15 protein-coding genes and 2 pseudogenes are annotated in these 13518 nt (G+C 36.6%); 15 read left to right on the top strand and 2 right to left on the bottom strand.

Going from position 1 to position 13518, the window contains the following annotated elements; translation table 11 throughout:
- Positions 1-309: 309 nt before the first annotated feature.
- Together aadK and NSQ16_RS13490 are read left to right on the top strand one after the other, a co-directional pair.
- Positions 310-1164, top strand: coding sequence for an aminoglycoside 6-adenylyltransferase AadK (gene aadK / locus NSQ16_RS13495; protein WP_015714371.1), 855 nt, complete (start codon positions 310-312; stop codon positions 1162-1164).
- Between the two features lie 226 nt (positions 1165-1390).
- Positions 1391-1894: a DinB family protein gene (locus tag NSQ16_RS13490; RefSeq protein WP_015251612.1), complete on the top strand. Its 504-nt coding sequence runs from the start codon at positions 1391-1393 to the stop codon at positions 1892-1894.
- A 231-nt stretch (positions 1895-2125) separates the two neighbouring features.
- Here NSQ16_RS13490 and NSQ16_RS13485 read toward each other — a convergent pair.
- Positions 2126-2242 (bottom strand): annotated as a pseudogene (locus NSQ16_RS13485) (TetR-like C-terminal domain-containing protein); the annotation flags it as partial.
- Positions 2243-2707: 465 nt separating this feature from the next.
- Between NSQ16_RS13485 and NSQ16_RS13480 the strand changes: the two are divergent.
- The 11 genes and pseudogenes from NSQ16_RS13480 (at position 2708) to NSQ16_RS13430 (ending at position 10462) form a co-directional block, all read left to right on the top strand.
- Positions 2708-3079 (top strand): YrdB family protein, encoded by a 372-nt coding sequence (locus NSQ16_RS13480; protein ID WP_010886579.1) that lies wholly within the window; start codon positions 2708-2710, stop codon positions 3077-3079.
- Between the two features lie 228 nt (positions 3080-3307).
- A complete protein-coding gene (locus tag NSQ16_RS13475) occupies positions 3308-3871 on the top strand; it encodes a cysteine hydrolase family protein (protein WP_015251614.1) in 564 nt (187 codons plus the stop codon).
- Positions 3872-3969: 98 nt separating this feature from the next.
- Positions 3970-4119, top strand: a complete 150-nt coding sequence (locus tag NSQ16_RS13470) for a hypothetical protein (protein ID WP_003229864.1) — start codon at positions 3970-3972, stop codon at positions 4117-4119.
- A 432-nt stretch (positions 4120-4551) separates the two neighbouring features.
- On the top strand, positions 4552-5784 hold the full coding sequence (locus NSQ16_RS13465) for a cytochrome P450 (RefSeq protein WP_230488274.1): 1233 nt from the start codon (positions 4552-4554) through the stop codon (positions 5782-5784).
- 269 nt (positions 5785-6053) lie between these two features.
- Positions 6054-6329 carry a barstar family protein gene (locus NSQ16_RS13460; protein WP_046381211.1) on the top strand — a complete coding sequence of 92 codons (276 nt, stop codon included), beginning with the start codon at positions 6054-6056 and terminating at the stop codon, positions 6327-6329.
- Positions 6330-6662: 333 nt separating this feature from the next.
- Positions 6663-7136: an azlBCD operon transcriptional regulator AzlB gene (azlB, locus tag NSQ16_RS13455; RefSeq protein WP_015251617.1), complete on the top strand. Its 474-nt coding sequence runs from the start codon at positions 6663-6665 to the stop codon at positions 7134-7136.
- Between the two features lie 12 nt (positions 7137-7148).
- Complete coding sequence (gene azlC / locus NSQ16_RS13450; RefSeq protein WP_230488273.1) at positions 7149-7913, top strand: azaleucine resistance protein AzlC; 765 nt, start codon at positions 7149-7151, stop codon at positions 7911-7913.
- Entirely contained in the window at positions 7910-8242 is a 333-nt protein-coding gene (gene azlD / locus NSQ16_RS13445; protein WP_230488272.1) for a branched-chain amino acid transporter AzlD, read from the top strand. The genes azlC and azlD overlap by 4 nt, the downstream gene beginning before the upstream one ends.
- 164 nt (positions 8243-8406) lie before the next feature.
- Complete coding sequence (brnQ, locus tag NSQ16_RS13440) at positions 8407-9729, top strand: branched-chain amino acid transport system II carrier protein (RefSeq protein ID WP_339232223.1); 1323 nt, start codon at positions 8407-8409, stop codon at positions 9727-9729.
- 190 nt (positions 9730-9919) lie between these two features.
- Positions 9920-10087, top strand: a pseudogene (locus tag NSQ16_RS13435) (molybdopterin-dependent oxidoreductase); the annotation flags it as partial.
- Positions 10088-10201: 114 nt separating this feature from the next.
- A complete protein-coding gene (locus NSQ16_RS13430) occupies positions 10202-10462 on the top strand; it encodes a hypothetical protein (RefSeq protein ID WP_230488345.1) in 261 nt (86 codons plus the stop codon).
- Between the two features lie 156 nt (positions 10463-10618).
- Here the strand turns inward: NSQ16_RS13430 and gltR are convergent, their stop codons facing one another.
- A complete protein-coding gene (gene gltR / locus NSQ16_RS13425; RefSeq protein WP_230488271.1) occupies positions 10619-11506 on the bottom strand; it encodes a glutamate biosynthesis transcriptional regulator GltR in 888 nt (295 codons plus the stop codon).
- Positions 11507-11838: 332 nt separating this feature from the next.
- On the opposite strand from gltR, the gene NSQ16_RS13420 reads away from it, so the two are divergent.
- Complete coding sequence (locus tag NSQ16_RS13420; RefSeq protein WP_004398711.1) at positions 11839-12228, top strand: tautomerase family protein; 390 nt, start codon at positions 11839-11841, stop codon at positions 12226-12228.
- Between the two features lie 288 nt (positions 12229-12516).
- Entirely contained in the window at positions 12517-13464 is a 948-nt protein-coding gene (gene czcD / locus NSQ16_RS13415; protein WP_187001812.1) for a CDF family zinc transporter CzcD, read from the top strand.
- The last annotated feature ends 54 nt before the right edge of the window (positions 13465-13518 follow it).

Here is a 13518-nt window from a genome sequence, read left to right as displayed (position 1 = left end):
TTTTCCTTCTTTTTGTCAATCTCTCATACCAGTTAACATGACGATAAAACAGGGAGGATTAAAGTGTGTCAAAGATAGTGTCGTCTCATGGCGGCTCTACAAAAAACTGAATATTCATGTAGTCCTTCATAGTTGATATCTGATTTTGAGATGTCTTGCATCTTAATATTGAATGATATATAGGAGAACATCATGTAAAATAAAGCTTAGAAGAATACATCACATTCAAGAGTAAAAAAATCTATAAGACGTACAGATCAATATTCGGTTTTACAGTTAGATATTAAGGTTGAAACGGAGGAACATGTAATGCGAAGTGAGCAGGAAATGATGGACATTTTCTTGGACTTTGCTTTGAACGATGAGAGAATCCGATTGGTCACTTTGGAAGGGTCGCGTACAAACAGAAATATCCCTCCTGACAACTTCCAAGATTATGACATCTCGTATTTTGTAACTGATGTAGATTCTTTTAAAGAAAATGATCAGTGGCTCGAAATCTTTGGGAAGCGCATTATGATGCAAAAACCAGAAGATATGGAGCTTTTTCCTCCCGAATTAGGTAATTGGTTTTCATACATTATTCTTTTTGAGGATGGCAACAAATTAGATCTAACCCTTATTCCAATTCGTGAAGCAGAAGACTATTTTGCTAATAACGATGGTTTGGTTAAGGTATTGCTTGATAAGGATTCGTTCATCAACTATAAAGTGACCCCAAATGATCACCAATACTGGATGAAAAAGCCTACTGCAAGGGAATTTGATGATTGCTGTAATGAGTTCTGGATGGTTTCGACTTACGTAGTAAAAGGATTAGCAAGAAATGAAATCCTTTTTGCCATTGACCATTTAAATGAAATTGTACGTCCTAATTTATTGAGAATGATGGCCTGGCATATCGCATCTCAGAAAGGGTATTCATTTAGTATGGGGAAGAACTATAAATTTATGAAACGGTACCTTTCAAATAAAGAATGGGAGGAACTCATGTCTACATATTCTGTGAATGGGTATCAGGAAATGTGGAAGTCTTTATTTACTTGCTATGCATTATTTAGAAAGTATTCAAAAGCTGTATCAGAAAGTCTTGCATATAAGTATCCTGATTACGATGAAGGCATCACTAAGTATACGGAAGGTATTTATTGCTCAGTAAAGTAATAAGAATATAGGATTGTTTTCATATGATATTTGATTCTCGCTGACAATGGAGACCAAGGAGTCACCATGTTTGTAAAAAGATGCGTAAATCGTTATGTTTAAGAATGTCTACGCATTTTACTATGATTATTCTTGTCCAAAATTTTTGTTCTTTTTAACGAAACGAGGCATTATAATTAACCTATAGGCACATTAAAAAAATAATAGAATGTAAAGGAGGATTTTTGTGTTCCAAACCTTAGACCATTTTTTGAAATCTTGGGAGTTCGAAGCAGATGCTACACAGAAACTATTAAATAGTCTGACTGATGAATCACTTAAACAAGAAATAACTTCACAAAATTGGACTCTAGGCCGTATTGCTTGGCATACTGTTGCTGCCATTCGCATCATTACCTCAAACACAGACTTAACGTTCCATGCCCCAGCTGAAGATTATCCTGTTCCAACTTCGGCTCAGTTTATAGCTGACAGCTATCATCAAGCCAGTAATGCATTTGTACAGGCATTAAAAACCCAATGGACTGACCATACACTTCAAGAACGTATCAACTTTATCGGACAACAATTGCCTAACGGTTCACTTTTGATGTTTTTAATTCAACATCAAAATCACCATCGGGGACAAATGACTGTTCTTATGAGACAAGCAGGGTTAACTGTTCCAGGTATTTATGGTCCAGCAAAAGAAGAATGGGCAAAATTTGGTTTGGAAGCCCCGAAAATGTAATCAACCTTTTTATAAAAAAGTTACGCTATGACAACATATAAGAAGATGTTTTGATCTATCTTTTTTCAAAACATGTTCTTTTTTTGTTCGTTTACCAATGATAAGAACATATTCGAATCATTTTTATTCCAAACCACTTCAAATGACAACGTTCTTCCGCTTTATTGTTGGCCTGTTCCCAACAATGTAAGTATAATTTTTAATGCTGTCAAATCTTCTAGATACACATGTCTATAGATTCCTCTCTAACAAAACCCCCGCTTTTTCTGCCATCACTCGAGGTGGGGAAGGCATTTCATTTTTCAACCACCATTCGACTACTCCTACGTATGCATTTGCAACAAATTCAGCAGCGATCGATGGTTCAGAAATTCCAATGAAACATTCAGGTGTTGCTCAATTTTTGAATAAAAGCAGCTGCGCCAAAAGGAAGCCTATTGGAAGAGTCTAGCTGAGTTGGAACGTCTTCTCAAAAGGGAAGGCAATTTATTTACTGTAATTCATACAATGAGTAAAGCCTCCCAGGTATAATCTTTACTTCGTTCGACAAATTCTGCAAATTGTAGACAACTTCCTGATTATTTGGATAATTAACTGAATAGGAGGGGAAAAGTTGTCATATTTCATTATACTTATCATCGTTCTATTATCGGAGCATTGGTAACAGCAGCAGTCGGTATCATCTCTTCAAAAGTAGAGGTAATCTCGCCGAAAACTACAATAGAATCTAAAGAGGAAGAACAGAAAAGTTTTTATACGCTGAAATAAAGCAGAGAAAGAGCATCTCCTGCGGGGGTGTTTTTTATAGAGGAGTTGGAAAAACTGAATCAGACTAATTTACTTTTAAGATTCACCCTTGAAATTGCTGCACTAATCTCCTTAGGGGTGTATGCTTGGATAAGCTTTAATGGTTATTTTAAATATGTTTTAACTTTGGTTTTACCTATTGCAGTTATGATTGTCTGGTCTGTATTTGCAGTACCTCATGATCCTAGTCGAAGCGGACAAACTGTAATAGCTGTAAACGGAGTAACAAGGTTAGTTATTGAATTATTGATCTTTGCAATGGCTGTTGCAGCGCTTTATTTTAGTTATTTAAAACCAGTTAGTATTGTCTTTTTATGTCTTATAATACTCCACTACATCATTTCAGCTGAGCGTATCAAATGGCTTCTAAATCAATAGTTTTTCATTTCAGCACTCGTTATTAGAGTGTTTTTTATTATTCTCTGTAGAGCCAGTGATTCTCAGATTAGATTTGAAGGTTAACGGCTTGGGCACAGTTGCAGTATAGAACGCATTTTCCAATAAAGAAGGCGCTCATTTGAAATTCATCATTAAACAATTGTACAAAAGTAAAATTTGTATTTAGAATGTAGTAATAAATAGAAATTCTACGTAGGAGGGTATCTTGTGGAAGAAAAGAAAGCTTTAATCATTGTGGATGTACAAAAAGCCTTCGATGATAAAAAATGGGGGGAACGGAATAACGTAAAGGCGGAAGAAAACATTAGTAAAATACTAAAATTATGGAGAGAAAAAGGATGGACAGTCATATACATACAACACACTTCTGATAAACCTCATTCTTTATTCCATCCAAAGAATGAAGGGTTTGCGATAAAGGAAATAGTTAAGCCTATGGATGAAGAAGTCATTATAACCAAGACAGTAAATAGCAGCTTTATTGGTACGAATTTAGAAGAATTCTTAAAATTAAATGAAATAACCACTGTAGTCATAACTGGTTTAACCACGCCTCACTGTGTATCAACCACCACAAGAATGAGTGGTAATTTAGGGTTTGATACATACCTGATTTCAGATGCAACAGCAGCCTTCGGAATGAGAGACCAAAATGATACATATTATGATGCGGCGACTATTCATAATATATCTCTAGCTACATTGCATGATGAATTTGCCACAATATTGACAACTGATCAATTAATAAATGATTTTATAAAAACTCACTGATGAAAAACATTTTGGCACAGTAAAACGGCAGGCGCCTTTCCAATAGGAAGGGCGCTTTAATTCGATTTCCTGCTTTACTGCTCAGAGGAGGTGCATCAATGTTTCTTTATCGACAAGCAAGAGCAGATGAAGTAAGCAAAGTGGCAAAGCTATTCCATCAATCTTTCAATCAATATCCTTTTATGGATTTACTCGTAAAACGCGAAAAAAAGATCATTCATTTATTTTTGAAATGCATAAAGTACTGACAAGAGCATATTTTAAAAAGCATTTCTTTTTTGTTGGCATTCAGAATGGTGAAATGGTTGTTGCCGCTCTATTAAAACATCGTGATAAACCCGACATTAAACTTGATCGATTATATAGCAGCAGGGGGGATAACATTAATCAAAATGGGGGGATTTTCAGTATTGAACATGTTGACGGTGACTAATGAGGCTAAAAAATCTTACAATTCCTTAAAAGAGCCGGCATAGAAGTATTAGGAGTTTCGCCATTTTATCAGGGAAAGAGTTTAGGCAGCAAAATGATTAATGACTGTCTCATATCTTTTATTTCAAAATGCGGGGACGGCATTTTGGCCCTTATCATGAATACTGATCTCAATGGATCATTTTACAAATCGTCCTGATTTTATATTTAAAGATTATCATAACCTTTCAAAGATGGAGGTCGAATGAATGTCTTCAAAAGAAAAAAAGAGTGTAACCATTTTGACGGAAAGTCAATTGTCTTCGAGAGCATTTAAAGATGAAGCGTATGAATTTTATAAAGAATTGCGAAAATCACAGCCTCTCTACCCATTATCTTTAGGATCTCTGGGGAAAGGCTGGCTCATATCGAGATATGATGATGCAATACATTTATTAAAGAATGAAAAATTAAAGAAAAACTATGAAAATGTATTTACCGCAAAAGAAAAACGTCCTGCTCTATTGAAGAATGAAGAGTCTTTAACAAAACATATGCTTAATTCAGATCCCCCGGATCACAACCGCTTGCGAACTCTTGTTCAAAAAGCATTTACGCATCGGATGATTTTGCAGTTGGAAAACAAAATCCAACATATAGCAGATTCTTTATTGGATAAAGTACAGCCCAACAAACTCATGAACCTAGTAGACGATTTTGCGTTTCCTTTGCCGATTATCGTGATAAGTGAAATGCTCGGCATTCCCTTGGAAGATCGTCAAAAATTCAGAGTGTGGTCGCAAGCAATTATTGATTTTTCAGATGCCCCTGAAAGACTTCAGGAGAATGACCATTTGTTAGGGGAATTTGTTGAATATCTGGAATCCTTAGTTCGCAAAAAAAGGAGAGAACCTGCAGGAGATTTAATCAGTGCATTAATTCAAGCGGAAAGTGAAGGCACACAATTAAGTACAGAAGAATTGTACTCGATGATTATGCTGCTTATCGTTGCAGGTCATGAAACAACCGTAAACTTAATCACCAATTTGACATATGCTCTGATGTGTCACCAAGATCAATTAGAAAAGCTCCGCCAGCAGCCGGACTTGATGAATTCAGCCATAGAAGAAGCATTGCGGTTTCACAGCCCTGTTGAACTAACGACAATTCGCTGGACGGCTGAACCGTTTATACTGCATGGGCAGGAGATTAAAAGGAAAGATGTGATCATCATTTCTTTAGCATCAGCAAACCGTGATGAGAAGATATTTCCAAATGCCGACATATTTGATATTGAAAGAAAGAACAACCGCCATATTGCTTTTGGCCATGGCAATCATTTTTGCCTTGGTGCACAGCTAGCCCGCTTAGAAGCAAAGATTGCGATGTCCACCTTATTACGCCGCTGTCCAAATATACAGTTAAAAGGCGAAAAGGAACAAATGAAATGGAAAGGGAATTTTCTGATGAGAGCACTCGAAGAATTGCCGCTTAGTTTTTAATTTTTTGGGGATATGTGATTTTCAAACATACTCGTTTTACTCCTCAATTAGATTAAACGATAGTAAAGCTGTAACATAAAAATTTGATATGATAGCTTTTCAAAAACAAAGTTTAGCATTATTTATGCCTACCGGGCATGAAAATGTCTTGCAAACACCAATAGTTTCCCCCTATCGGTGTTTTTTATTTGTTTTCAGCCTCATTTGGACAAACAGCTGTTACATAGTAAACGTTTGTTAAGATAAAATAATGGAGGGCATTGTTTCTAATGAGAAAAATAATAATAGATGGAAGAGACTTTGAAAATATAGAAGTTTTACATGATGTTTTAAAAGATAAATTAGACTTCCCAAACTACTATGGGAGAAATTTAGACGCTTTATGGGATTGCCTAACAGGGTGGGTGGATTTGCCGCTCACTTTAGTCTTGATAAATTTTGAGTTTAGTAAAAAGTTTTTAGGTTCATACGCTGATGATGTATTAGAAGTTTTACTAGAGGCTCAAGAGGAATTAGAGGACGAGTTTAAAATAATAATAGAGTAGACTTTCTGTTTTGTGAATTTTAACAATTTTCGTTCGTAGAAAAAGGCAATAGGGCACCACAAATTAAAATTTCGGTGAGACCGCAATAACTTTTTGGCTTCTGATAAGTTTCTTATGATGTTGGTATCAAGTCACACAAGTACATAACTCTCCCATGACTTCTTTCTGATGTAAGTTAATTTCATTATGAGTTAATCATGAGGATAATTTTATTCTGTTAATAATATTTTAAAAGGAATTAAATTTAAAAAAATATTTGATTATCGAATGAAAATTCGTTATTATTTAAATTGGATGAAATATAATTCTGTTAAGGGTATTGGGGGTTGTGAAATGGGTATTATGCTTGACGAAACTGATAAGGCCATCTTAAGAGAATTGCAGGAAGATGCTTCAATATCAAATCTGAATTTATCTAAGAAAATTGGGCTTTCACCATCAGCTTGCCTTGCAAGAACAAAGAACCTAGTAGAAGCAGGTATAATTAAAAAGTTTACGACTATTGTTGATGAGAAAAAACTTGGAATCGAAGTCACAGCACTAGCTCTCATCAACTTATCACCCTTAAATAGGGAGACAATTCATTCATTTTTAGAGGATATAAACAAATTCCCACAGGTTCAAGAATGCTACACACTTACAGGAAGCCATGACTATATGCTTAAGATTGTGGCGAAGGACATGGAGAGTTATCGGAATTTTATCATTGATTCATTAATGCAGAACCCTGCTATTAGTGGAGTTGACACAAGCATAGTCATGAGTACAGAAAAAAGAACTGTCAGTGTGCCAATTGATGAAATGTAGGAGGTTGTTGATTTGAATAAAAATAAAGAATCGTTACATTTAAGCTCTCCTGCTATAAACACTCATATGAATAAGAGAAGTCAAATATGGGCTGCATTTCGTTCTGCATTCCCATATACAATTCCGATTTTTGCGGGGTTTTTGTTTTTGGGGATAGCTTATGGAATCTTTATGCATTCTTTGGGATTTAGCGCAATCTATCCAATCATCATGAGTTTTATGATATTTGCGGGCTCAATGGAGTTTGTTGCAGCGAATTTTTTACTTGGTGCGTTCAACCCTATGAATGCTCTTTTTTTGACGTTAATGGTCAATGCCCGGCATTTGTTTTATGGAATTTCCATGTTGGATAAGTACAGGGGGACTGGAAAGAAAAAGCTTTATCTGATTTTCGGAATGTGCGATGAATCATTTTCTATCAATTATACCGCTAATGTTCCAGCGAATGTTGACAAGGGCTGGTTTATGTTTTTTGTGACACTGCTTAATCAATTATATTGGGTCGCGGGGGCAGCGATAGGAGGTATTTTTGGGTCGTACGTGAAGTTTAATACCGAAGGGCTTGATTTTGTGATGACTGCTCTGTTTATTGTGATATTCATAGAACAATGGATGAAAGAGAAAAAGCATTACAGTGCTCTCACAGGACTTGTACTTTCAGTAGCCAGTCTTATCCTTTTTGGCGGAAACCAATTTATTATTCCTGCTATGCTCGCCATTTTAGGGGTACTGACTGTTCTGAGAAAACCATTGGAGAAAGCTGAGGTTTCCGTATGACGATGACTATGACGCAGCAAATGATCACCATTGCAATGGTCGTGCTTGGAACAATGCTGACACGGTTCCTTCCATTCATGATTTTCCCGTCTGGCAAACCGACACCGAAATATGTACAGTATCTTGGTAAAGTGCTGCCATCAGCGGTAATCGGGCTTTTGGTTATTTATTGTTTAAAAGATGTGAGTCTGCTTTCTGGAAGTCATGGCATTCCTGAATTGGTTGGGACAGCTGTAGTTGTACTGCTTCACTTGTGGAAGAAAAATATGCTTCTTTCCATAGCGGGGGGAACCGTTGTTTATATGGTTTTGGTGCAATTGGTTTTTTAACCGATATCGGAAACGATCAAAATGATCATGCTTTTGTTGAACTTGATAAAAATATATAAAACTGACACAAACTTATTTTGGAATAAACACTGCGCCAGTGCAAATAGCATCTGTAATGTTTCCTGGCTATTCAAGAAGTGTCTACTTTAATCGGAGGATATATAATGTCAAAAAAAGTGTCTGCTTCCTATATCATCATTATAGGATTAATGCTATTTGCATTGTTTTTTGGAGCAGGAAATCTCATTTTTCCGCCTATGCTTGGTCAAATGGCTGGAAAAAATGTATGGATCGCTAATGCAGGTTTCTTAGTGACCGGAGTTGGATTGCCATTACTGGCTATAACAGCATTTGTTTTTTCGGGTAAACAAAACTTACAGTCGTTAGCCAGCCGTGTTCACCCGGTGTTTGGCATTGTATTTACGACGATTCTCTATTTGGCAATCGGGCCTTTTTTCGCTATTCCAAGATCAGGAAACGTATCGTTTGAAATTGGGGTAAAACCTTTTTTATCAAATGATGCACGCCCTGTCTCATTAATCTTATTTACAATATTATTTTTCGCATTGGCATGCTTGTTATCACTCAATCCTTCAAAAATCATTGATATAGTTGGGAAATTTTTGACGCCAATTAAGCTGACATTTATCGGATTGCTTGTAGTGGTAGCTCTTATTCGCCCAATTGGAACCATTCAAGCACCATCAAAAGGGTACACATCACAAGCGTTTTTTAAAGGATTTCAGGAAGGATACCTCACTCTGGATGCCCTTGTAGCATTTGTTTTTGGAATTATCATCGTGAATGCATTGAAAGAACAAGGAGCTTCTACCAAAAAACAGCTGATGGGTGTTTGTGCAAAAGCAGCCGCGATTGCAGCTGTACTCTTAGCAGTTATGTATACAGCCCTTTCCTATATGGGGGCTTCCAGCGTTGAAGAACTGGGGATTTTAGAAAATGGAGCAGAGGTCTTGGCTAAGGTTTCATCCTATTATTTTGGATCTTATGGTTCAATCTTATTGGGCTTAATGATTACAGTGGCGTGTCTGACGACAAGTGTCGGACTGATCACAGCGTGTTCTTCTTTTTTTCATGAATTATTTCCGAACATTTCTTATAAAAAAATTGCTGTCGTTTTATCAGTGTTTAGTACACTTGTCGCAAATATAGGATTAACCCAGCTCATTAAGGTGTCAATGCCTGTCTTACTGACGATGTATCCTATCGCGATTTCCTTAATATTTTTAACGTTTTTGCATTCTGTATTTAAAGGGAAGACAGAAGTGTATCAAGGCAGTTTATTATTCGCATTCATCATCAGCTTATTTGACGGTTTGAAGGAGGCGGGAATAAAAATTGAAGTTGTGAATCATATTTTCAATCAGATTCTTCCTATGTATAACATAGGGCTGGGGTGGCTCATTCCAGCTATTGCAGGGGGAATATGCGGCTATATACTGAGTATATTCCGAACAAAAACAAGTTGATCAATCAACAGCAATATCACTCAGATCTGCAGGAAGGACAAAGTGCTTGTTCGCCGGTTGCATTGCTTATTAAATGTGTTCAACCAAATTTACAATCATCCTTCCTCTTGTTTCGCCTCTTCGTAAGGTAGGAAGAACATCCGGTAATTGATCAAGGAGTTTCACCCACGAATACTATTCGGAGTACGAGAAAGACCTCTCCCTAGCAAAGGTGTTAAACCCAAACGTATTAATAGCTTTGGAAATTAACAATGAGCCGTTAACTGTAGAGAGGGGTGGTCCTGTTCGGCTTGTTGTTTCCGGCTATTATGGAACTAATTCTAAAAAATGGCTGACTCATTTGACTGTTTCAGATTCCCGAAGCAACAGTGCTTTCACTGCCAAATATTACGTTGACCGAGAAGTAGTAGATGGACAATTGGTTGAACTTGAAGAGATTGATATTTTCGGTTGGACATGGGCAGAACATCCAATTGTAACAGTTGAAGTATCCACTGATGGAGGAGAGAGTTGGAAAGAAGCTCAAGTTAAAGGTCGTAAGAGTGTTGAGTGGCAGAAATTCTCTTTCCGTCGGCACCCGAAATCTGTAGGTGAATATTTAATAGTTGTGAGAGCGATTGACTCTTTAGGAAATAGTCAGCCTTTAACTTCAAGACGCAACCAAGTGTCTAGGGCAATGATCTTCGTTCAAAATTCTTTGAATGAGGAAAATCTACATTCTAATATCGACTAGGTTTCACAATTCAGAGTGCAAAATCACGAAGAAAAAGCAAACTACATACCGAAGTTTGCTTTTTTGCTCTATACAAACAATGAGATGCGCCTATATTTTTATATCAGACAACTGATCAGAGGTATTTTGAGGCGAAGCCTGCCTTCCATCCATTTATTATTGATCTGGCCTCTTTACCTGAAAATGATCCCTCATATGCGTTAAAAAAGCAGATAAAGCAGGGGTAATTAAAGTGTCTTTCCGCCTTATAAACATGGTTGATACGAAAGAATATTTGTCAGAGATAGTGTGGCTGCGAATGCGGCCTTCTTTTTCATGCGAAGCAATGATTGAACGAGGCAGCAGTGAAATCCCCAAGCCGGCGCTTACACAGCCAATGATCGCTTCAAGTATGCCAAATTCCATTAATTTTATAGGTAATAAACCTTCTTCTTGGAGGATATGATTGAGCTTTGCTCTGTAAGAGCATCCTTTACGGAATACAAGCATTGTTTGTGTTTGAACATCCTGAATGGAAGAAATCACAGGGTGTGAAGCGCTTGTAACAAGAACCATCTCTTCATCCAATACCTTTTCTTGAACTAAATCAGGGTGTTCAATAGGCCCTGAAATAAAAGCGCCGTTTAACTCATAATGTAAAACTGCTTGTATTTGTTGTTCCGTAGGGCCGGTTACTAGGTTCAAATCAACATTTGGATAGAGGTTATTATAATGTGCAAGGAGTTGAGGAAGCCAAACTGCAGCTGTTGTTTCCATTGATCCTATACGCAGTGGCCCAGAAGGCGCGGATGATTCGCCCATGGCTGCTCTAGCTTCTTCAATAGTATGTAGAATTTTCTCTGAGTAAGAAACAAGAATTTGCCCTGGGGGAGTAAGTGTGATTCCTCGACTATGGCGATAGAATAATTTTGTCTGTAAATCGTTTTCTAGTTGTTGTATCTTATTCGTTACGTTCGATTGTGCATAATTTAAAGTCTGAGCAGCCTTGGAAATACTGCCTTCACGAGCAGTAGTGAGAAAAACCTGTAACAACTGAATATTCATCTAGTCCTCCATAGTTAATATCTGATTTTGAGATGTCTTCCATCTTAATTTTGAATTATATATGATAGCAGAGCTTCATGTAAACTAAAGCTTAGAAGAATAAATGATTTCTAAAGTAAGTGATAAGGCTATTTCAAAAAATGGTTAATTTACTCGAAGTTGATTCTGTATATTGCCTATGGAAATACACATCATAACATAGGCTTGACTAACACCAGAATGAAGGGGTTATTGGGAAATTACTTTATTCTAAATGTAGCAGCTGCTTGGAAATAGCTGACACATTAACGAATGAAATTAAAAAGACTGTTGTAGTAGAAGGAGGGGATTTTATGCCATTACTTCGTTTTGACTTAATAGAAGGGCGAGATCAATCAAGTTTGAAAAAACTTTTAGATGTCGCTCACAATGTTGTAGTAGAGGCTTTTGATGTGCCTCAACAAGACCGTTATCAAATTGTTCATGAACATCCAGAAAATCATATGATTATTGAGGATACTGGGTTAGGATTTAACCGAACTAAAAATCTTGTTGTTCTTTCAGTTACAAGTAAATCCCGACCGGAAGAGAAGAAACAAAAATTTTACAGGCTGTTAGCTGAAAGACTGGAATCTGAGTGTGGTATCGCATCAACTGATTTAATTGTATCTATTGTTGAAAATGATAATGCTGACTGGAGTTTTGGACTTGGTGAGGCCCAATTTTTAACAGGTAAATTGTAGTTGAATACTACCCTCAAATGCTTGATTGAAGAAAAGGATAGAGAAACTAGGGTAGCGGAGCAAACCATGTGTTTGCTCCGCTTTTTTATGTTTATAAAAGAATAATTAAGGAGGTATTGTGGATTTCTATAAAAAATATTTTGACATTTCAGTAAAGAGCAGATATATTTATATATGAACACATGCTCATATATAAATATTGTTTGCATTATGTTAGAATGCTTCATAACAGATTTGAAATAATAAATACATATGTATCAATAAACTTTAGGTAAGGAGGAGTTTTTTATGGGTCACAATCATAGTCACAATCATAATGAAGGAGCAAATAAAAAGGTTTTATTGATCTCTTTTATCATGATTACAGGTTATATGATAATAGAAGCTATAGGAGGATTTTTAACAAATAGTCTGGCGCTTTTATCTGATGCAGGCCATATGCTGAGTGATTCAATTTCATTAATGGTTGCCCTGATTGCTTTTACATTAGCTGAAAAAAAGGCAAATCACAATAAGACATTCGGCTATAAACGATTTGAGATTCTTGCAGCTGTGATAAACGGTGCTGCCTTAATTCTTATTTCTCTTTATATCATTTATGAAGCAATCGAACGCTTCTCTAATCCACCAAAAGTAGCAACAACTGGAATGCTTACAATTAGTATCATCGGGTTAGTTGTGAATCTATTGGTCGCTTGGATTATGATGAGTGGCGGAGATACAAAGAATAATCTGAATATAAGAGGAGCTTATTTACATGTAATAAGCGATATGCTCGGCTCTGTAGGTGCCATTTTAGCTGCCATACTTATCATCTTCTTTGGATGGGGCTGGGCAGATCCATTGGCTAGTATCATTGTGGCTATTCTTGTTCTAAGAAGCGGTTACAATGTGACTAAAGATTCCATTCACATCTTAATGGAAGGAACTCCAGAAAATATCGATGTCTCTGATATCATTCGTACAATTGAAGGGACAGAGGGAATTCAAAACATTCATGATTTACACATATGGTCTATCACAAGCGGATTGAATGCTCTTTCTTGCCACGCAGTTGTTGACGATCAACTGACCATTTCAGAAAGTGAAAATATTTTACGCAAAATTGAACATGAACTTGAGCATAAAGGCATTACGCACGTAACCATTCAAATGGAAACCGAAGCGAATAATCACGATAATGCGATCCTTTGTCAGGCCAAAATTGAGAAGCCACGTGACCACCATCACCATTAAATTTTTTATCTAACTTTATAGTGAGGAGATCAACTAGCATTTTGCAGATTCTGT

The sequence above is a fragment of the Bacillus sp. PS108 genome, assembly GCF_037963335.1.
GTDB classification, from domain to species: Bacteria; Bacillota; Bacilli; order Bacillales; family Bacillaceae; genus Bacillus; species Bacillus subtilis.
The sequence above is the reverse complement of the archived record's forward strand: the minus strand, read 5'-3'. Positions and strand labels throughout refer to the sequence as shown.